This window comes from Helicobacter marmotae (assembly GCF_003364255.1).
Taxonomy (GTDB): domain Bacteria; phylum Campylobacterota; class Campylobacteria; order Campylobacterales; family Helicobacteraceae; genus Helicobacter_C; species Helicobacter_C marmotae.
In genome coordinates this window covers 48573-68326 of sequence record NZ_NXLR01000002.1, presented here as the reverse complement: position 1 = coordinate 68326, position 19754 = coordinate 48573, and the positions used below count along the sequence as shown (strand labels likewise).

Genomic DNA, 19754 nt, shown 5'->3' with positions numbered 1-19754 from the left:
TTGTAGTTTATTGCACACTATATTCTAAGCGGTAGTATTGCAAATCCTCTAATAGTTTTTTATATAGCACTTCATTATCAACAAACACCATAAGTTTTAGCGTCTCACCTGATTTATAATATGCAGATTCTATGCGATTTTGAGCCAAAACCTGCTTGAGACAAGCAAATTTATATTCATCAAGCCCATCAATACTGATGGCTGATGGAGCGATATGTTTAGAATCTTCTGAAGCAAAATCAAAGCGAACGCTTAATTCCGTAGCAGGATAAGCATAAGGGATCTCATCATTATTAGGCAATAATTCAAACCAATGTTCATCTCTATAGGCTAATGCCCCACCCACTTGAGGAAGCTCCATAGGCTGGGCATAAAATGGAGGGGAAGTAGAGATTCTATCAAGATAGATAACACCATAAATCCCCCCGCCTATAACGACCAAAAGCCCTGCAAGGAATGTGAGCTTTTTCATTATTTCCTACATTCTCCTATAGGCGATTCTTTAACTTATCGCCTAGTGTCATCTTTTCTTCAAAATTGATAGCCTTAAGCGTTTCTTTTTCTTTTTGTCTCTCTAATCTCTTCACAGAAGCTCGCACGCGATTATTTTCTTCATCAATATGAGCTATTACACACTCGATATTCTCGCCTACTTTGATGTCTTCTTTTTTTAGCGGGTAAATGTCTTCATTGCGAATAAGGGCTTCCATACCATCAACTTTAATAAACACGCCAAAATCCTTAATATCGAGCACCTCGCCATGCACGACATCATCAATCTTATGCGTTTTGCCAAATTCCTTTGCTGGAGAATCCGTAAAGACTTTATGAGAGAGGGAGATTCTTTCATTCTCTTTATCTATTTTAATAATTTTTACTTCAATTTCATCTCCCACTTGCATGGTATCTTTGCATTTAACATTCTTGCCCCAAGAGGCATCTTCATTATGCAAAAGCCCATCAACACCGCCTAAATCTACAAATGCCCCAAAATCCGTTAAAGTAGCGACTTTCCCCTTAATCACAGAGCCTACTTGATGTGTTTTGCTAAATTTTATAAATGGCTTATCAAGGAGCTTCTTAAGCGAAACGCGCAATTTTTTATTCTGTGTGTCAATTTCAATAATTTCAACATCAATCTCCTGCCCTATGCTAAGATAACTTGAGGGGTGCTTGATATTTTTATCCCATGAAATCTCAGATATATGCAAAAACCCTTCAATATCATTACCCAAATCTACAAATACCCCATAGGGCTCGATATTACTCACACTCACCTTGATAGCATAGCCCACTTCAAGCTCTTTTTCTATTTCTTTCCATGGATCATCGCCAAGTGCTTTCATAGAGAGAGAAAGTCTGCGCTTTTTTTCATCATATTCAAGCACTTTAACCATTACCTCATCATTTTCGCGGAAATGCTTTTCAGGATTAATAGGTCCTTTGTGGCTAAGCTCAGTATAATGCACAAGCCCCTCTACCCCACATACATCTACAAAAATCCCAAATGGAGCAATTTTCTTTATAATGCCCTTGTGTGCGCCATCATTTTCAAGTAATTTTGCACTGAGCTCCTTGCGATGTTTGTCATCAAGTTCAAAAAACCTTTTACGAGATACGATAATGGAATTTTTCTCTTTATCAATGTGAGTAATGGCAACCTTATAGACTTTATTCATTGCCTTATCATCTTCGCGGATAGCAGAATCTCTACGTGGCATAAACACATCTACACCATCATATTCTAAGATATAGCCGCCTTTATTTTTTTTGATAACTTTTGCCTCGATAATTTTGTCTTTATAATCATCTGCGAGTTGTGCGATTTTCTCAACAATCTTTTTACTTTTTTGTGCCTTTGTATATGAAGCATGCGGTCCATTGCGACCGGGTGATACAAAAACTTCAATCTTGTCATTTTTATTAAAGAGCAACTTGCCGTTTTGGTCAGTAATTTCAGAAATTTTCAGTCTTGCTTCACACTTTTCTCCGGCAATGGCTACCATTGCATATTCATTATCAATCTCTACAATCTCGCCTACCTGTATCGCCCCGTGGATAGTCTGTTTCTCATTCTGCTCCAACAAACTCTCAAAATCTTCTTCCTCGCTGACAAAGTCATCATGTTCCAAATTTACTAACATCTTAAGCGCCCTTTATGTGTGAAATTAAAATACTTAATATATTCTATCAAAGCAAACCTTATACCATACCTTAAGAATCCTCCCTCAACAAATGCTAAATTTGCTCAATCCTTTTATGCACACTTTGGATAATCCAATCTGGTGTAGAAGCCCCCGCTGCAAGACCACATATTGTTTTCCCCATAAACCACTGCTCTTCTAGCTCATCTTGGTCTTCAACCAAATAGCTATCCACACAATGATCTTGGGCAATTTTAAGGAGCTGCTTGGTATTGGAGGAATTCTTCCCCCCTACAATAATCATTATATCCACCTCTTTACTCAGCTCAAACACCGCCCTTTGATTCTCAAATGTCGCATTACAAATGGTATTAAATACACGCAATTCATTGACCTTTGAAGCGAGCAAGCCCACAAGCTTGCCAAACTGCTCTGGTTGTTTGGTTGTTTGGGAGACTACAGCGACTTTCTTTTTAAATTTATAATCCATAGCCTCACTCACATTGCCTACAATCACTACATTTTCACCATAGCTTGCTACTCCCTTGACTTCTGGGTGATTACTATCACCAAAAATAATAATCTGATAGCCCTCTTTAGACATTTGCTCGACTATATTTTGAGGTTTTGTTACAAAAGGACAAGTCGCATCAATAATCTTAATCCCGCGCGTTTTAAGGGTTTGCAAATCTTCTTTAGTAATGCCATGCGTGCGCACAATGACCTTATTTGAGCTCTGGGCTTGCTCTAGGCTCTCGCTCAAACTCACATCAAAATCCCGCTGTAAGCGTTCTATCTCCCTTGAATTATGAATTAATGGACCAAAAGTCGTAGCATGGGCATTATTCTCGGCAATAGCAATAGCCCTCTTCACGCCAAAGCAAAAGCCATATTTTTGCGCTAATCTAACTTTCATAAACATTCTCCACAGATGTAATATGCGATAAATGCTTCAAAAATTGAGGAAAAGACACATCAATACAAGCACTATCTCTTACTTCACCACCACATGCAAGAAGTGCTATGGCAAAACTCATAGCGATACGATGATCGCCAAAAGAATCTACCTTAGCGCTTTTTAACTCCCCTCCATACACGCTAAAGCCATCTTCAAACTCCTCGCATTCAATACCCATAGCGCGCAAATTGGTAATAATGGCGTGGATTCTATCACTCTCTTTAACGCGCAGCTCCTTGGCATTACGCACAGAAGATACTCCCTCTGCTATGGCAAAGCAAATGCTAAGGGCGGGTATTTCATCAATAAGCCATGCTAGTGCATGCTCTATCTTTATGCCCTTTAAAGCCTTGCCTAACACTTCAATATCGCCTATTTCCTCATATGCACAATCATACCTATGGTATGTAACTTCTGCGCCCATTCTTTGCAAAACCTCAAATGCCTCAATGCGCGTTTTATTTAAAAGTACATTTTTTAACTTCACTCTAGAGCGGAGCACACAAGCAGCAAGGGCAAAATAAAATGCACTTGAGGGATCAGCTGGGATTTTGAGACTAAAAGGCTCTAAGGCTTGCTCTAAGGAATCAAAAACTACTTCATATCCGCCATTTTCATACACTTTAGTCTGCATTTTTACACCCATAGCTTGGAGCATATTTTCTGTATGATTACGGCTTAAAAAGGGCTCATAAAATCGCGAGCGACCCCGTGAATGCAAGCCAGCAAGTATCATCGCACTTTTGACTTGTGCTGAAGCAATCTTACTTGTGTAATCAAAAGATTCTAGCCTTGCTCCTTTGATACTTAAAGGCGCGTAGGCATTACCCTCTCTACCGCTAATACAAGCCCCAATATTATTTAATGGCGTAGTAATACGACTCATAGGGCGCTCATTTAAATACTTATCCCCACTTAGCACAAAATGCCCATTCACGCCACTTAATAACCCCGCAAACAAACGCATAGCCGTGCCTGCATTCCCACAATCAAGTATGCTATGAGGCTCTTTGATTAATTGAGGAGGGGTAAAAATAAAAGCCTTGCCCTCTTCTTCTACCTTAAGCCCTAAGGCACGTGCAATGTCTAAGGTATGGAGTGTATCCTCACCCATAAGATACCCCTCCACCTTACACGGGGCTTTTGCCAAAAGTGCAAAAATCGCACTCCTATGTGAAATAGATTTATCCGTAGCTATACAATCAAGCTCAAGTTCAAAACTCCTTGCAGGCTTTATCTTTGTAATCCGCATTTCCTCTCCTTGCATAAGCTGCTATATTATAACAGCACGCTTTTAGCTTTTAGCAATTTTGACATAAAAAGATTTATGCTCCCTCTCATCTTCAAGCAAGATAACACCATTATGTGCTTGGATAATTTGCCAAGAGAGCGCTAAGCCTAAGCCATTCCCTTTGAGTTTGGTTGTCTTAAATGGCTCAAAAAGCATATTTTTATCCATAATGCCAACTCCATTATCATAAAAGACAAAACACCAAAAATCTTCTTCTTCAACAAAACTCACATGCACTACTCCACTCTCACATTCCCCCTCTTCAATCGCGTCAATGGCGTTAGATAGGAAGTTTTGCAGCACAATATTTAATAAATCAAAATCTGCTAATATTGCTAAATCCCTATGCTTCTCTAACTCAAAGATAAAATCAATAGGCTTAGAATATGTATAATACCCCACACTTTGGCTAAGCTCATTTTCAAAATCACTCAAAGCATATAACGCACGATTTGCCTTTACGCCCTTTGCCCAAAGTAAAGTCGTATTAATCAGCCGCTCTACACGCCATATAGCCTTTTTAATCTCTATCACAAGCGGTTTGGCTTCTACTTGAGTTCGTTTCAAAAGTGTAGAGGTAAGCAGTGAGATAGAGCCTATAGGATTACGAATCTCATGGGCAAGATGTGCAGAGATTTGCCCCATAGAAGCAAGGCGCTCTTGACGTTTTTGATTAGTAATATTGGTAGCACTTATAAGCTTTTTGTCATTTTTGGTATTCACTTGCAAGAGATAGAACTGATCCCCATAAGCTACTTCTCTCTCACCCTCGCATAAATGCCCAACCCCCTCAAATATATCTGCAATCTCCCTTGAAGCGGCATTTTGATAAAAAACACTTCCATCAGATTCCAACACACAAATAGCCTGCGGGAGCAGCTCTAGCACCCACTCATAGAGTGCCTTTAGGCTATTAAATTCATTCTGTAGCCTTTTAAATTCCTCTTCTGTGCCATAGGTGCTTTGTATTAATGTAGCGAGAGATTCTAATAAAACACTCTTATCACTGCTGCTAAGATGTTTTAGAATCTCAGGGTTAATAAGGCTATTTTCCATACGGATTTTTACTTGCAAACTTGCTTGATGTGGCTTTGCCCTCCCTTTCTTGCTCTTTAAGGAAGTTAAATAAAAGCTCACTATAGCCAAAGCTCCCGCTTAGCTCTTGGCTTAATTGGTCAATATACATAGAATGGTATATATCGCTGCCAGGCTCTTTAGGATAGAGCGGATTGTCATTTTTAATAGCATTCTCAAGCATAAATTTAAGCAAAATAGATTCAAAATTATCTGTCTGCTCTCTTAGGGCTTTATCTTCTTTTGCTAAATGCCCCTCATTTAAGGCTTTGTTATAGTTCATAATCGCCATAGAATTATCAATACGCATTACTTCTCCTTTGATGGAATCTTAAGTATCTACATCACTTCAATTTCTGCACGCAACGCCCCTGATTTTTTCATACTCTCAAGGATTGAAATCACATTACGTGGGCTCGCACCCATTTTTTGCAATGCTTTGACAACATTTGAAACCGTGGGTTTTGTGCCATTAGTACTAGAAATAGTGCCTTGGGCTTTGCTTAATACCGCCCCATCTTCAAGCAATAGGGCATCTTTATCTTCTAATGCCTGATCAGAGATTTTAATAGTAATATCCCCATGAGTAATCACCACAGGCTCTACTACAATCCCCACTCCCGCGATAATCGTGCCTGATCGTTCATCAATAACGATGCGCTCTTTATGTGAATAATCTATCTCTACTTCTTCTACTAATGCCAAAAATTCCACCATACTTAAATGCTCTGGCTTAGTAAGTTTAATCGTGCGTGCATCGACAGCGAGCGCAACGGCGTCTGAAAACACGCTATTTAAAGTCTGCTGAATCTTAATGGCATTTTGCAAATCTGAATTCTTAAGGCTTAAGGTCGCATTTTGCTGATTATACAGACTATAGCCTATCTCACGCTCCACACTTGCCCCGCCTATGATACTGCCTGATAGCGCACTTGTGCTATCACCTAAGAGAAGATTCCCTTGTGCTAGGGCGTAGATATTGCCATCAACCCCGCTTAAAGGCGTCATAATCAGTGTGCCTCCATTAATGGACTTTGCATCACCAATGGAAGATACAAGTATATCAAGCTTATCGCCCTGCCTCGCAAATGGCGGCAAATTAGCCGTTACCATAACGGCTGCGACATTTTTAGACTTAATATCATTGGCTGAAAGCTTTACATTAACGCTCTCCAGCATATTTGCCACACTCTGCATCGTAAATTTTGAGCCACTTTTATCACCCGTGCCATTAAGCCCTATCACCAAACCATAGCCCACAAGGCTATTTTCTCTAATGCCCACAATTTGGGCTATTTGTGAGATTTTCTGCCCATAGAGGCAAGAGCAGAAAAAAGCCAAACTTAAGATTCCATAGAATATAAATTTTATTTTGTGCATAATCATTCCTTGCTTCCTGCGTGATTATCTCTTAAGTTTAAGCAAATTACATTCCATAGGCTTATGCTCCTCAAGCTAGACAGATTAATAAAATTTGCTATAATGCCAAGCTTACATAGCCTAGCATATTGCTTATAGGCACATCGGAGTATAGCGCAGCCTGATTAGCGCGCACCCTTGGGGTGGGTGAGGTCGTGGGTTTGAATCCCGCTACTCCGACCATTCTAACAATTCCTTAAACCATAAACAACTTGCACTTTTAGCTAACATTCCTTGCTATCTCACCCGCTATTCTTTACTTTTTTAAACCTTTATTAAAGCCTTTAAATGCGTGGTTAAATCCTTAATGCTATACTCCCTAAATCAATTCCACATAAAGGACTGCTTGTTGAAAATCTTTTTTATAGGTTGTGTGGCATTTTCTTATACTTCACTCCAAACGCTCCTTAAGCTATCAAAGGACATTGATATAGAGCTTGTGGGCGTAGCGACTAAAGAGCATTCAAGCTTTAATGCAGACTTTTGTAATCTTTCACCCCTTTGCCTTGAATATAATATCCCCTTTATTTATGCTAAAAATATCAATGCTGCAGAGATATTAGCCTTTATTCATAATTGCAAGCCAGATATTATCTACTGCTTTGGTTGGAGTGAGCTTATCAAGCCCCCGCTCTTGCAAGCTTATCCAATCATAGGCTACCACCCCTCACATCTCCCTTTTAATCGCGGACGCCACCCGGTCATTTGGGCTTTATTTTTAGGGCTTAAAGAGAGTGCTTCGAGCTTTTTTGTAATGGATAGCGGTGCGGATAGTGGGGAAATTCTCTCCCAAGAGCCTTTTAAAATAACTCCGGAAGATAACGCCCAGAGCCTTTGTGAAAAAATAGAATCCCTAGCCCAAAAACAAATTTGCTCTTTCACTAGAGCCATCACTCAAAGAGTAGATTCTATTAAGCGGGGGGGGGGGCAATACAACATTTGCTCAAGTCCTACATTCCCTCTGCTCCCCGCAAGATCATTCTCTTGCCAATCTCTGGCGAAAGCGAGGGGTGCGTGATGGCATAGTTGATTTTAGAATGAGTGCGGAGGGTATTTACAACCTTATCCGCGCCTTAAGTAAGCCATATGTCGGAGCGGAGGTACTCTATAATGATTCATATTATAAAGTATGGGAAGCAAAGATTGTAGAAGTCAATTTACCTCATATCGAACCGGGCAAGGTTTTAAAAGTGGATTCTCAAGGTATCTTAGCCAAAGCCTATGATAAAGGCATTTTGCTAACTCATCATGAGATAGCACCCCTGCCAAAGGAGGGAGATTACTTCTAACTTCCCCTCACGCTCCTAAGCCCTCAAGTAAAAGGAGCGTGAAATGCAAAAAGCCATTATCTACGGAGCAGGCACTCGTGGCAAACAAGTAGCCCTGCATATACTTTTAGACTACCACATTCTTGCTTTTGTGGATAGCAATCCAGCCAAAGTGGGAATGTCCATTCAAATCCAAGACAAAACCTATCCTATCATTAGCCCACAAGAGATAAATGGGCTTAAATTTGATATGCTTTTTATTGGCACTTATGATATTAATGGAGTGAAGCAAACTCTCTCAACTCTCAACATTCCCGCACATAAAATTAACACCCAACTAGCAGATACCTATATCCACGCGCGCATAGCCTTTATCTACAATCTCTCTTGGCTTTTAAATCAAAGAAAAGTGCAAGGAGCTTGTGCAGAGCTTGGCGTGCATAGAGGGGATAGTGCGAGACATATTAATCGCGCTTTTAATAAGCGATTGCTGTATTTATGCGATACCTTTGAGGGCTTTGATAGCAGAGATTGTGAATATGATAATGCCGCTTGTTTATCAAATGCCAAAGTAGGCGAGTTTGGAGATACCTCACTCTCCCTTGTACAAAGCAAAATGCCCCATTTAGAAAATGTGCGCTTTGTGAAAGGCTATTTCCCAGAGAGCGCAAAAATCATTCCAAAAGATGAGAAATTTGCCTTTGTGAATCTTGATGTAGATTTATATCAGCCTATTCTAGCCGGGTGTGAGTTCTTCTATCCGCGATTAACGGGGGGGGGGGATAATCTTAATTGATGATTATTTTAACCCCACATATGAGGGGACAAAAAAGGCAGTTGATGAATTTGCCAAAGCCCACAATCTCACGCCCCTACCTATTGGGGATAGCTTGAGCATTATGTTTCATAAAAAGGAGTAAAACATGCAAGATATAAAAGCAAAACAATGGAATGAAAGTTATGCAAGGGGAGAAAATGCGATTTTCTACCCGCATGAAGAAGTCGTGCGCTTTTTAAATCGCTTTATTCGAAAAAGGATAGATGAAACGCATTTTAGCGATATTATCTACCGCGGGGACTTTTATCACTCCGGTATAGGCATTAGCAAAAATGGAGAAATTATTGAATCTGCCCCTAATACCAACACAACAGATTCTAAAAGCCCCCTATATCATAATGATTCGCACAAAGCCTGCGTGAATTCTTCGCTTGATTCTCAAGCTCTAAGACATGACAACAAGTCCAACCCGCAAGACAAAATTACCTCACAAAGGAAATTAGTTTGGCATCACGAGGGCTTTATGCCCGAAGAATCTCTCTTATCTACCAGAGACTCTCTAAGTGAATCACTAGCGACCAATAAAGATTCCCATAATAAACCAAAAACACCCAACCCCTTAAAAGAATCCCCCTTCACCCAAGCATACCAAATCACCCAAGCTTCTAAAAGCAGCGGGGGGGGGGGATATAATGAACTTCTTCCTTTGCGGGGGCTTGACTTTGGCTGCGGAATTGGAAGGCAGAGTATTTTAATGAGTGAGTTTAAGATTCAAAGTTTTGGGATAGACATTGCTCAAAATGCGCTAACTCAAGCCAAAGCCCTTGCCAAAAAGCATAATGCCAATGTGGATTTTAGGCTCTATGATGGGCAGCATATACCTTTTGAAGATGAGTTTTTTGACTTCACTTTGAGCTATGGGGTGTTAGATTCCCTCCCTTTTAGCCTAGCTCAAAGCCTAATGAAAGAAATCGCAAGAGTAAGCAAGACTTACTTTTTCTGCTCGCTTATTGGAGAGCAAAGCACAAGTGGCTTTTCAAATATCCACACGCAAAGCTTTAATGGCGAAATAGAAGTGCAAGAAGCCCATGAGAGGGGCACTATACAAAGCTTTTTTGATTATGAAAAGATTCTAAAACTTTTTTCCAACACGTCTTTTGAGATTATCTCCTTAGAGCTGAAATCATATTTAGACATACTCAAAAATACCACACAAAGTCGCTACTACATCGTATGTAAAAAGGCAAATATATGAAAAAACCTCTAAAAATCCTTACCGAAGCCAGTGGCTGCCTCACCAGCTCTTATATCATTGAAGCTATCAAGCAAGCAGGGCATATTGCGTGTGCGAGTGATATTGATAGCTTTAATGCCGCAAAAATAGAGGCTGATGAGTTTATCCTTATGCCCAAGGCAAATGACCCAAACTTATGGGAGAAAACGCTCAATCTCTGCTTAAAGCATCATATTGATGTAGTCCTCCCCACACTTGATGAGAGCCTTTTAGGCTGGAGTGAGCGCATAGAGATGTTTGCCAAACACCATATCTCTGTGCTCCTCTCCCCTCCGCACACCATTGCAACCTTTATAGACAAATGGCAAAGCTATAAATTTTTTAAAAAAATCCATATCCCCACGCCAAAAAGCGCGCTCTATAAGCACTATGGCATTGTAAAGCCCCGTTTTGGGAGAGGAGGAGTCGGCATAGCTAAAGGGAGTGATTTTTTAACGGGGGGGGGGGGATAAATGAAAAAGATTCCTACCTTACCCAAGAGGAAATCACAGGGCAAGAATACACAATCGACTGCCTTTTTGACCCCAAGGGAGAGCCTCTATATATTATCCCTAGAGCACGCATTGTGGTGCGCGATGGCAAATCCACTAAAGGTGAGGTGTGCTATGTCAAGTCCCTAAATGAATATATTTTAAAAATAGCCAAACATATTTCATTTGTAGGGGCTATTAATGCACAAGCATTTATCACACAAGCAGGAGAAGTTTATTTTATAGAAATCAACCCCCGATTAGGTGGAGGCTCTGCCCTTAGCTTTGCAGCGAGTGAGAATTGGGTAGAAGCGATGATAGAGATGTTTATTTATCATCAACCACACACGCCAAAGCCTATTTCATACGGGCTAAAAATGGCAAGGAGTTATAAGGAAGTATATTTCTAATATTTCTCCTTGCTACACACAAGGAGAATATATGCAGAATTATATTTTAGTCACAGGGGCTAGCGGATTTGTAGGCGCAAGCTTATGCCAAAGCCTCCTAGCCCAAGGGCATAAAGTATTGGGTATCGGGCGTAAAGACGCTTATAACACTCACCTCCACCCCAAAGAGAGGGGCTTTTTAAGCCCTGAAACATTAAATCATCATAACTTCAAATATGAGCGACTTGAGCTAAAGAATCTTGATGATTCTATGCTTAGAAAATATGAGTTTTCTCTTGCATTTCATCTGGCTTCTATGGTAGAATACGCGAGTCTTGAATATACTGAATATACTGAATATACGATTACGCCTACGCTTAAGCTCATTGACTTTGCACTTCAAGCTAAGATTCCCAAAATCATCTTTACTTCAACTGCCTCTGTGTATGCACCCCCGCCGGCTTTAAGCCTTGCACCCTATATTATTAATGAAAGTTCTCCTATTTCACCATCTAGCTATTATGGCTTAGCCAAATACACGTGTGAGAAACTCCTAGAAATAGCCACTTTAAAGCATAAAACCCTAAATGTAGCTACCTTGCGCTTTCCTGCGCTTTTTGGGCTAAACCACTTAGGCGGGGTTATTTATGAGTTTGCTAAAAGTGCGTGGGAAAATAGCAATATTGAGCTTTTTAGCAATGGAGAAGTCCTGCGCAATGTGCTTTATATAGATTATGCGATACAAGCTCTATTACTCGCTGCAAGGGCAGAAATCAAGGGCTATGAATGCTTTTGCATAGGTAGTGCTAACTCTCAAAGCACCGCCTTTATAGCAAGCACACTTATTGATGCGCTACATTCTCGCTCCAAGCTTATGCTAAGCCCTAAACCCTCCCCTAACCCCTTTAATGCGCAATTTGATTTAACCAAAGCCAAAGCCCAGCTAGGCTTTGAGCCCCCAAGCATAGAATCTACCCTCAAATCCTATGCTAAAGCCATTTTTATACAAGGAGGCTTAGTATGAAACGCTATGTAAGTGCTATGCCTTATTTTAGCCAAAGGCAGATTATGCAGATTCTATCCCAAACGCGCGCTATGCTAAAAGGCGCAGATAAGCTCTCTATGGGGGAGCACGTAAGGGCATTTGAAGAGGCTTTTGCGCTTTATTGCGGGGTGAGGCAAGGGATTGCCACAAGTTCGTGCTCTTGTGCGCTTGATGTGGTATTTAAAGCCCTAAAGCTTCAAGCAGGCGATGAAGTGATTGTGCCTACACAAACATTCTTTGCCAACGCAAGCTCGGTGCTCCTTAATGGCATAACACTAAGGCTTGTAGGCGTAAATAAAGACTTTATGCTAACCCAAGAACTCATAGAATCTGCCCTTACCCCACAAGTCAAAGCCATAGTTATAGTGCATTTTGCCGGGCTTATAAGCCCTGATATTTTCCATATTGCCAACCTCGCCAAACAACGGCAGATTACGCTTATTGAAGACTGCTCCCATGCACATGGTGCAATCGCCATTGATACAAAAGGAGTAGCGCATAAGGCAGGGAGCATTGGCGATGTGGGGGTATTTAGCTTCTATAGCACAAAGATTCTCACCACAGGCGAGGGAGGTATGATTATGAGTAATCACAAAACCTTTATTAATACGTGCCGAGCTATAGCTAATCGCGGGCTAAAACCACAAAGTGTAATAGAAGACTTTACTACCTTAGGGAATAACTACAGAATGCCAAGTTTTAGCGCTATTTTAGGGCTAGCGGGGTTAGAGCATTTAGAAAAAGCCCTAGACAAACGCGAGAGGCTAACCCTTGCATATAAAAGGCATTTAAGGGCACTTATAGATAATGGCACACTTCGCTTTCAAGCTATCCCTAAGGGCTTTAGGCATAGCTTTTGGAGATGTATTGTATTTTTGCATAAACATAAAGCAAGTGCTATTCTCACAGCCCTTAAATCTAAGCAAATCCACGCAGACGCCCCATATAAGCCACTTTTACATAAACAACCCTTTTTGCAACACCATCCTTTGGTTTGTGCTACCCCATCTTGTGAAGAAGTAGAGCAAAACCATATCTCCCTCCCCTTGCATGAGGGACTCACACTCAAAGATATAGCCTTTATCTCAAATACACTCAAAGAGGTGCTCCATGCAAAAGCTTAGAATCTTAGTTACCACTATAGGCGGGCTTACAAGCCCTGATTGCCTCTTTGCTCTTGCAAATAATGGCGAGAGAGAGGTATTTCTCTGCGGGTGTGATAGCTTTAGCGGAGCGTGCGGGAGGGAGTTTGTAGATGTTTTTATACAATCCCCAAATAGCGCAGAATCAAAAGAAAAATTCTGTGAATTCATTATGCAAGTGAGCAAAAAGTATCACATAGATATTATTATCCCTTGTGGGAATGATGATAACCTAGCTCTAAGTGAGTATAAAAGTCATTTTGACATTCCTATTATGGTTGGGGATTATAAGGATTTACTCATCGCGTATGATAAGCTTGCTGTCTATGAAAGGCTCTCCTCCACCCTCCCTCAATATGCCCCTAAATTTTTTGCTATCTCTAGCTTTGATGGGCTTATGCAAGCTATCCACACGCTGGGCTACCCGCAGAAAAAATGCGTGATTAAGCCGCGATTTGGCAGGGGTGGCAGAGGCGTGTATATCCTCTCTTCTCCCCATTTGGAGCTTTTTAGCATAAAGCCTAATAATGAAGTGCCTCTTAGCTTTTTTAAAGAAGCACTTCAAGCAAAAGAGGGCTTTGAAGCACTTGAAGAACTTATTGTCATGGAGTATCTCCATGAGCCTTTTGTATCTGCGTATTCCCTCTGCCTTAAGGGGGAAAATCTCCTTACAATGGAGCATATACGTGAATGGGGGAATGCCTCTCAAACATATCGGGGGCTTGTGCGCTATAACCAAAGCCTAGAGGAGCTCTGCGGGGCGGTTATTAGAGAGTTTAAGCTTGATTATACCAATAATATGGAGCTTGCCTATAGCACAGATAATCGCCTTGTGCTTTTTGACTTAAATCCAAGATTAGGGGCAAGCAGCGGAGTGGATACATACTTAGGGCTAAACTTCCCCTACCTTGCGCTAAAGCTTGCCTTAGGCGAGCCTATAGCCATTGATAAATCTGCCTTAAAGCATAAAAGTTTTCGATTCTATCGCTATTTTACGCAATGGTGGGAAAATGTGCCATAAGGGGAGTAAGGAGGAAAATAAGGAGGGAGAAATAAGCCTACCTTGCAGGGGAAATGAGTTTGTCAGCTCTTGCAGGCGGGCGTGATGGCAAACTTCGTGCCCCTATAGAGTAGGCTAACCCTCTTGTAAAGGAAATTAACTTGTCATTCTGAGGGAGCATAGCGACCGAAGAATCTCTCCCTGAATCACTAGGACTCAAAAGAGACTTTTCAGCTTTTCGTAAGAATTGACAAACGCATTTCCTTAATGGCTACTAGCCTTAGCTTAATGCAATCAGTAAGGAATTCTGCTAGAATCTACCAAAATTCACAAAAAGGATAAAAATGCGCTTTAAGGCTATCATTTGTGACTTAGATAATACCCTCTATGATGAAAATATATTACTGCAAGCAGTCTGTTCGCATTTTTGTGAAAAACATGCAATAAACACAGCCTTAGCTACAAATATCACTGATTCGCACTTCCGCCTGCATTCAAAGGATATTTTTGGCGATTGGCTTAAGGGCTTTGACTTTTATACACCAAGTAGGCAAGAGGAGCTTTTTAGCCTCTATGCAAGTATGCCTACTGCCCTTAGCCTCTATGAAGATGCCAAAGCATTTTTAGAGGCTATGCAAGAGGGTGGTATAAAAGTGGGGATTCTCACTAATGGCAATATTCAAGCCCAAACTCATAAAATAGCCCTGCTGCAACTAGAGGCATTTCCTATAGAATATGCTAGAATCCTTGGCAAAGAGTATGAAAAGCCCCATATTAGTGCCTTTGAGAGAATCTTAGACAAACTCCAGCTTACAGCTAAAGATTGTGCCTTTGTGGGAGATAATCCACTCACTGATATAGCAGGTGCAAATAATGCGGGCATATATAGTATATGGCTTAAACGTGGCTACAATCGCCTCCTCCCTTGCTCTTATGCAAAGGCAGAAATCACGCATTTTAGCCAATTACACCAATTAATGGAGGTTATATGACAAAAAAAATTCTAGCCCTAAGTGGCATACGAAGCGAATATGATATTTTATATCCCATTCTCAAAGCCTTTGAGAGGGCGGGCTTTGAAGTGCATGTAGCTATAGCAAACGCCCACCTAAGCGACATACATGGCAACACGTATCAAAAAATAGAATCTGATGGCTTTAAAATAGCTGATAAAATCGACTGCCTCTTAAGCACTGATAGACTTACACAAAGAAGCAAGGGTGTGGGACTACTCATAGCGGGACTTACGCAATGTGTAGAGCGCATAAAGCCAGACTTTTTACTTGTGCTAGGCGATAGAGAAGAGAGTATTGCCACTTGTGTAGTGGGAAATTATATGGATATTTTAACCATTCATTGCGGAGGCGGCGACCCTGTATATGGTAATGCTGATGATCCCATTCGCTTTGCTTGCTCTAAGCTTGCTCATATTCACTGCACCACAGCCCAAGAATACGCTCAAAATCTCATTAAAATTGGGGAAGAACCTTGGAGGATTATATGTAGTGGGAATCCCTCTTATGCCAATATCGCCAACACTCCGCAACTCTCACGCGAGCAATTAAGCAAAGCCCTAGATTTTGATATAGCAAATAAAGACTATATCGTGCTGCTTAAGCACCCTTTAAGCTCAGAAGTAAATGACGCCAAAGCCCAAATGCAAATCGCTATAGAATCTTGTGCGAATTTTGCTAGGGAGCATAATCTGCTTGTAGTTGGCATATATCCTAATACTGACCCGGGCAGTTATCAAATTATGGAGGCTATTAAGGAGGCAGAGGCGGCTTATAAGGAAGTGAGATTCTATAAAACTTTGCCTAGAGAGGTGTTTATTAATCTTATCCGTAATACCCTCACTTTAGCGGGTAACTCAAGTATGGGTATCCTAGAAGCGCCCTTTTATAAACTCCCTGTGGTAAATATTGGCAATCGCCAAAAGGGGCGATTAAACGCAGGGAATGTGCATTTTGTCCCTCACAAAAAGCAAGATATTATGCAAGCCTTAGAGAAAGCTTGCTTTGATAAAGACTATAGGGCAGATGTAGCAAGCCTCCCTAACCCTTATGGCGATGAGCATGCTGCGGAGAAAATCGTAGATTTCATAAAAAGCATTGATAGCACTCAAAGGAAATGGTATGTCAAAACACAACTTTGCTAAAGATATTCTTGTTATCTCCACTCACCCCGATGATGAAACACTAGGGGCTGGGGGGACACTTTTAAAACATAGGGCAAATGGAGATAGAATCCACTGCATTTTTTGCACAGATATTTTTAAAGAAGATGGTTTCTCCCAAGAGACTATCGCTAAAAGGGAGGCAGAGATACAAGCTGTGAGTAAGGCATATAGCTTTGAGAGTGTGCATAGATTAGGGCTTAAGACTGCCAAATGTGATACCTACCCAAAAGGTATGATTATTGAAAAGCTATCTATTATATTTCGCTCTATCTGCCCTCAAGTGGTATATCTGCCCTTTGCCTATGATGTGCATAGTGATCATAGAGTGATATTTGAATGTGCTTTTGCTTGCACAAAGTCATTTCGCTATCCTAGCATTGAGCGCGTGCTGATGATGGAGACCTTAAGCGAGAGTGAGTTCGCCCCTGCTTTAGCGGCACAAAGCTTTATCCCTAATGTTTTTGTAGATATAAGTCCATATTTTGAGCAAAAATGCGCCATTATGGCACTTTATGAAAGCGAAGTCGCACCCCTGCCGTTTCCGCGCGCGCTAAAAAACATACAAGCCCTAGCCACCCTCCGCGGAAGCAGCCGGGGCGGAGATTTCAGACATTCACAACAAAAAGGTATTTATTTTAACGGGGGGGGGGGAATAGATGAAACTCCTCTCTACGCCGAAGCCTTTATGCTCCTCAAAGAAAAGTCCTAAAACAATCGCCCTAATCACGGGCACCCGCGCAGAATGGGGGCTACTCTACCCCCTTGCAAAAGCCTTAGATACATCTGCTATTTTCACATTAAATCTCATCGTTACAGGGGCGCATTTATGCAAAGCCCTAGGCGATACGTATAAAGAAATCCAATCTGATGGCTTTCATATCACGCATAAAATCCCTATTTTAGATGATTTAGGCACAAATGCCCTAAATAGCGCTCAAAGTATAGCAAATGCGATTGTCGCCTTTAGTGAGTACTTCGCACAAAATACGCCCGATATGGTTGTGCTTTTGGGGGATAGATATGAGGCTTTCGGGGTAGCCATAGCTGCAGCTAACTTAAATATCCCCATAGCTCATATTAATGGAGGGGAGAGCACGCAAGGGGCAAATGATGAATATATGCGCCATTGCATAAGTAAAATGAGTTATCTGCATTTCCCTAGTACAGAGCTTTATGCCAAACGTATAATCCAACTTGGCGAAGACCCAAAAAGGGTGTTTAATGTAGGCTCTCTAGCGGTAGAAAATATCCATAATACACCCCTCCTACCTAAGCCCACTTTAGCCAAAAAGCTACATATAAATGAAGCATTTTTAGATAAATTTTGCGTTCTTACATTTCACCCCACGACTTTAGAATCCACAAACCCCGCTAAAGAAATTACCCTTTTAATCCAAGCACTTCTTCAAAGCGATTACAACATACTCGCCACAAAGGCAAATGCAGACGCCGGGGGATGGGCTATCAATGACTTGCTTAGCTTATATGCTAAAACATATAGCAAAAGGCTTGTATTATGCGCGAGTTTGGGTAGAGTGATGTATCTCTCCGCTCTAAAATGTGCAAGTTTTGTGATTGGCAATAGCTCAAGTGGCTTAAGTGAAGCCCCTATACTTAAAGTTCCAACTATTAACATTGGCAATCGCCAAAAGGGGCGCTATATGCCAGATTCTGTGCTCTGTATAAATCCAAATTTACACGATAAAAAGCGCTATATGCAAGAAGTGCTTGATGCTATCGCCACGCTCCAAAGCCCAAGCTATCAAAGCACTCTTAGCCACCCGCACCCCTTTGGGGAGGGCAAGAGCGCAGAGAAGATTACAAAAGTGCTAGAAGATACATTTCAATATGGAGAAATCAACCTCCAAAAGGCATTTTATGATATACATTAGAAATGCTTTATTTTATTGCCCTAACACACAGCCGAAAATCTCTAAGCAAATCACTAGTCACCCACAACAAGTCTTCACCCCTTAGCGGGGGTTTAGAATGACAAGGAGGCAAAGTCGCTAGTGATTCTCTTTTTTCTTTTTCTATAAGGGGGAGGGGCTTGAATGTGCAAGTATGGGCAAGAGCTTCGCTCGTGCGCGAAGTCGCTCCCTCCCCCTTATATATCCCCCACCCCGACGACGCCTTAAGAGGTGGCACTTCGTGCGATTTAATTTTATCCTAGACGAGAATATATCTCACTGCTGAAAGACATTTGGGACTTGTTGTCATTCTGAGGGAGCACGAAGTGCGACCGAAGAATCTCTTTCAAACCTACTAGAAAGCCCACAGAGATTCTTCGGTCGTTTCACTCCCTCAGAATGACAAAATAATAGCATTTACTAGAAATCCAAAAAGCAATTCTTCACCCCTTGCAGGGGTTCGTGATGCCAAAAAATAATTTACCTTGCGGGTAGCCAAGTTTATCTCCTCTAGCGGGAGTGGTAATAACCGAAGAATCTCTAATAAAACTTCTAGCAATTCTAAGGGAAATTCCTCACGCTCAAAGCCCCGCAAGAGGCGACAATAAGTCCTTATCTTATTCTAGCAATAAAGCACATATTCAATCAAAATACATTAAATCGCGCGGATTTCAGCCAAAGAAAACTCATGCAAAAGCCCTAGACCATTGATAATAGCACGTTTGCCATTTTCTAATTTAAACGTCCAAGTACGCAGGGGATCGGCAGTTTTAGCAATATCAATGCCGATGCTAAAATCATCATAAAATTTACAAGCAAAGCCTAAATCCTTGAAAATATTTCTTACACTCTGCTTGCTGTGGAGATTCCAGCCTGATTCTAAATGTGTAGCACCTACAGGACGTGCCTTTATCAATACATCAATATCATAAGGATTAAAGCACGCCCAGATATAGCCCACGCCATTTTGCCCAATAAGGCTAGAGAAGTGCTTGAGTGGCAATCTTAAATCATCAAAAATCCCAATCACACCATTTAAAAACACCACATCAAAACGTTCTTGCCCGAGATTCTCCCCGGTATTTATATCCCCCACCCATAATGTAGGCACCTCTCTACCTAAAGCCTTAAAATCATCAGTGCATTTTTGCAATAAGCTTGGTAAAATATCCATACCAAAAAGCTTAGCCGCAGGAAATATATCACCTAAAAAATACAAAAAATCACCATTAGAGCAACCTATATCTAAGATACTATGAGGGCTATACCCCCCCCCCCCCGCGGCTTGCAGGCTTTGCCTTAGCTTGTGGGCGATGTATTTAAAGCTCTCTTTTGGGCTACTTTTATAACTCTCATTTGCGTAAAATTCATCATGTGTGCGCTTAATTTGCAT

General features: G+C 41.1%; 23 protein-coding genes and 1 tRNA gene. 14 read left to right on the top strand and 10 right to left on the bottom strand.

The features are described 5' to 3' along the window. Positions 1-7 precede the first annotated feature (7 nt). The 7 genes from CQA63_RS01665 to CQA63_RS01635 all read right to left on the bottom strand — a co-directional run bounded on the left by CQA63_RS01665 (position 8) and on the right by CQA63_RS01635 (position 6838). On the bottom strand, positions 8-472 hold the full coding sequence (locus CQA63_RS01665; RefSeq protein WP_115511812.1) for a hypothetical protein: 465 nt from the start codon (positions 470-472) through the stop codon (positions 8-10). Positions 473-488: 16 nt separating this feature from the next. Next, positions 489-2144, bottom strand: a complete 1656-nt coding sequence (locus tag CQA63_RS01660; protein WP_104699469.1) for a 30S ribosomal protein S1 — start codon at positions 2142-2144, stop codon at positions 489-491. Between the two features lie 94 nt (positions 2145-2238). Then, the gene (locus tag CQA63_RS01655) at positions 2239-3060 is read right to left on the bottom strand and encodes a 4-hydroxy-3-methylbut-2-enyl diphosphate reductase (protein ID WP_104699470.1); all 822 of its coding nucleotides are present in this window, start codon (positions 3058-3060) and stop codon (positions 2239-2241) included. Beyond that, complete coding sequence (gene aroA / locus CQA63_RS01650; protein WP_104699471.1) at positions 3050-4354, bottom strand: 3-phosphoshikimate 1-carboxyvinyltransferase; 1305 nt, start codon at positions 4352-4354, stop codon at positions 3050-3052. The genes CQA63_RS01655 and aroA overlap by 11 nt, the downstream gene beginning before the upstream one ends. 42 nt (positions 4355-4396) lie before the next feature. After that, on the bottom strand, positions 4397-5449 hold the full coding sequence (locus CQA63_RS01645) for a sensor histidine kinase (protein ID WP_104699472.1): 1053 nt from the start codon (positions 5447-5449) through the stop codon (positions 4397-4399). Beyond that, complete coding sequence (locus CQA63_RS01640; RefSeq protein ID WP_104699473.1) at positions 5439-5777, bottom strand: rod-binding protein; 339 nt, start codon at positions 5775-5777, stop codon at positions 5439-5441. The genes CQA63_RS01645 and CQA63_RS01640 overlap by 11 nt, the downstream gene beginning before the upstream one ends. A gap of 29 nt (positions 5778-5806) precedes the next feature. Next, on the bottom strand, positions 5807-6838 hold the full coding sequence (locus CQA63_RS01635) for a flagellar basal body P-ring protein FlgI (RefSeq protein WP_411710125.1): 1032 nt from the start codon (positions 6836-6838) through the stop codon (positions 5807-5809). Positions 6839-6991: 153 nt separating this feature from the next. Between CQA63_RS01635 and CQA63_RS01630 the strand changes: the two genes are divergently transcribed. From CQA63_RS01630 to CQA63_RS01590, 10 genes are all read left to right on the top strand, one after another. Continuing rightward, positions 6992-7069 (top strand) — tRNA-Pro (locus CQA63_RS01630). Positions 7070-7235: 166 nt separating this feature from the next. Next, complete coding sequence (locus CQA63_RS01625) at positions 7236-7904, top strand: formyltransferase family protein (protein ID WP_233706560.1); 669 nt, start codon at positions 7236-7238, stop codon at positions 7902-7904. After that, the gene (locus CQA63_RS10150) at positions 7897-8175 is read left to right on the top strand and encodes a DNA-3-methyladenine glycosylase (protein ID WP_233706561.1); all 279 of its coding nucleotides are present in this window, start codon (positions 7897-7899) and stop codon (positions 8173-8175) included. Before CQA63_RS01625 ends, CQA63_RS10150 begins: the two co-directional genes overlap by 8 nt. A gap of 43 nt (positions 8176-8218) precedes the next feature. Further along, entirely contained in the window at positions 8219-8950 is a 732-nt protein-coding gene (locus CQA63_RS01620; protein WP_115511811.1) for a TylF/MycF/NovP-related O-methyltransferase, read from the top strand. 127 nt (positions 8951-9077) lie between these two features. Beyond that, entirely contained in the window at positions 9078-10187 is a 1110-nt protein-coding gene (locus CQA63_RS01610) for a class I SAM-dependent methyltransferase (protein ID WP_244916255.1), read from the top strand. Then, complete coding sequence (locus CQA63_RS09660; protein WP_170128349.1) at positions 10184-10678, top strand: ATP-grasp domain-containing protein; 495 nt, start codon at positions 10184-10186, stop codon at positions 10676-10678. The genes CQA63_RS01610 and CQA63_RS09660 overlap by 4 nt, the downstream gene beginning before the upstream one ends. Continuing rightward, on the top strand, positions 10675-11106 hold the full coding sequence (locus CQA63_RS09655; RefSeq protein ID WP_170128357.1) for an ATP-grasp domain-containing protein: 432 nt from the start codon (positions 10675-10677) through the stop codon (positions 11104-11106). The genes CQA63_RS09660 and CQA63_RS09655 overlap by 4 nt, the downstream gene beginning before the upstream one ends. Positions 11107-11137: 31 nt before the next feature. Next, positions 11138-12109 carry an NAD-dependent epimerase/dehydratase family protein gene (locus tag CQA63_RS01600; RefSeq protein WP_104700745.1) on the top strand — a complete coding sequence of 324 codons (972 nt, stop codon included), beginning with the start codon at positions 11138-11140 and terminating at the stop codon, positions 12107-12109. After that, a complete protein-coding gene (locus CQA63_RS01595; protein ID WP_104700746.1) occupies positions 12106-13254 on the top strand; it encodes a DegT/DnrJ/EryC1/StrS family aminotransferase in 1149 nt (382 codons plus the stop codon). The genes CQA63_RS01600 and CQA63_RS01595 overlap by 4 nt, the downstream gene beginning before the upstream one ends. Further along, the gene (locus tag CQA63_RS01590; protein ID WP_104700747.1) at positions 13241-14293 is read left to right on the top strand and encodes an ATP-grasp domain-containing protein; all 1053 of its coding nucleotides are present in this window, start codon (positions 13241-13243) and stop codon (positions 14291-14293) included. The genes CQA63_RS01595 and CQA63_RS01590 overlap by 14 nt, the downstream gene beginning before the upstream one ends. 37 nt (positions 14294-14330) lie before the next feature. Here the strand turns inward: CQA63_RS01590 and CQA63_RS09650 are convergent, their stop codons facing one another. Then, on the bottom strand, positions 14331-14492 hold the full coding sequence (locus tag CQA63_RS09650; protein WP_158655534.1) for a hypothetical protein: 162 nt from the start codon (positions 14490-14492) through the stop codon (positions 14331-14333). Positions 14493-14616: 124 nt separating this feature from the next. Here CQA63_RS09650 and CQA63_RS01585 point away from each other — a divergent pair, with 124 nt between their 5' ends. The 4 genes from CQA63_RS01585 to neuC (CQA63_RS01570) are packed head-to-tail and all read left to right on the top strand — an operon-like array spanning position 14617 to position 18343. Continuing rightward, positions 14617-15264, top strand: a complete 648-nt coding sequence (locus CQA63_RS01585) for an HAD family hydrolase (RefSeq protein ID WP_104700748.1) — start codon at positions 14617-14619, stop codon at positions 15262-15264. Then, a complete protein-coding gene (gene neuC / locus CQA63_RS01580) occupies positions 15261-16430 on the top strand; it encodes a UDP-N-acetylglucosamine 2-epimerase (RefSeq protein WP_104700749.1) in 1170 nt (389 codons plus the stop codon). Before CQA63_RS01585 ends, neuC (CQA63_RS01580) begins: the two co-directional genes overlap by 4 nt. Next, entirely contained in the window at positions 16408-17160 is a 753-nt protein-coding gene (locus CQA63_RS01575; protein ID WP_104700750.1) for a PIG-L deacetylase family protein, read from the top strand. Before neuC (CQA63_RS01580) ends, CQA63_RS01575 begins: the two co-directional genes overlap by 23 nt. After that, positions 17108-18343 (top strand): UDP-N-acetylglucosamine 2-epimerase, encoded by a 1236-nt coding sequence (gene neuC / locus CQA63_RS01570; protein WP_104700751.1) that lies wholly within the window; start codon positions 17108-17110, stop codon positions 18341-18343. The genes CQA63_RS01575 and neuC (CQA63_RS01570) overlap by 53 nt, the downstream gene beginning before the upstream one ends. A gap of 7 nt (positions 18344-18350) precedes the next feature. On the opposite strand, the gene CQA63_RS09380 is transcribed toward neuC (CQA63_RS01570), so the two are convergent. Together CQA63_RS09380 and CQA63_RS01560 are read right to left on the bottom strand one after the other, a co-directional pair. Beyond that, a complete protein-coding gene (locus CQA63_RS09380) occupies positions 18351-18599 on the bottom strand; it encodes a hypothetical protein (RefSeq protein ID WP_147288711.1) in 249 nt (82 codons plus the stop codon). A 417-nt stretch (positions 18600-19016) separates the two neighbouring features. Continuing rightward, entirely contained in the window at positions 19017-19754 is a 738-nt protein-coding gene (locus CQA63_RS01560) for a class I SAM-dependent methyltransferase (protein ID WP_115511809.1), read from the bottom strand.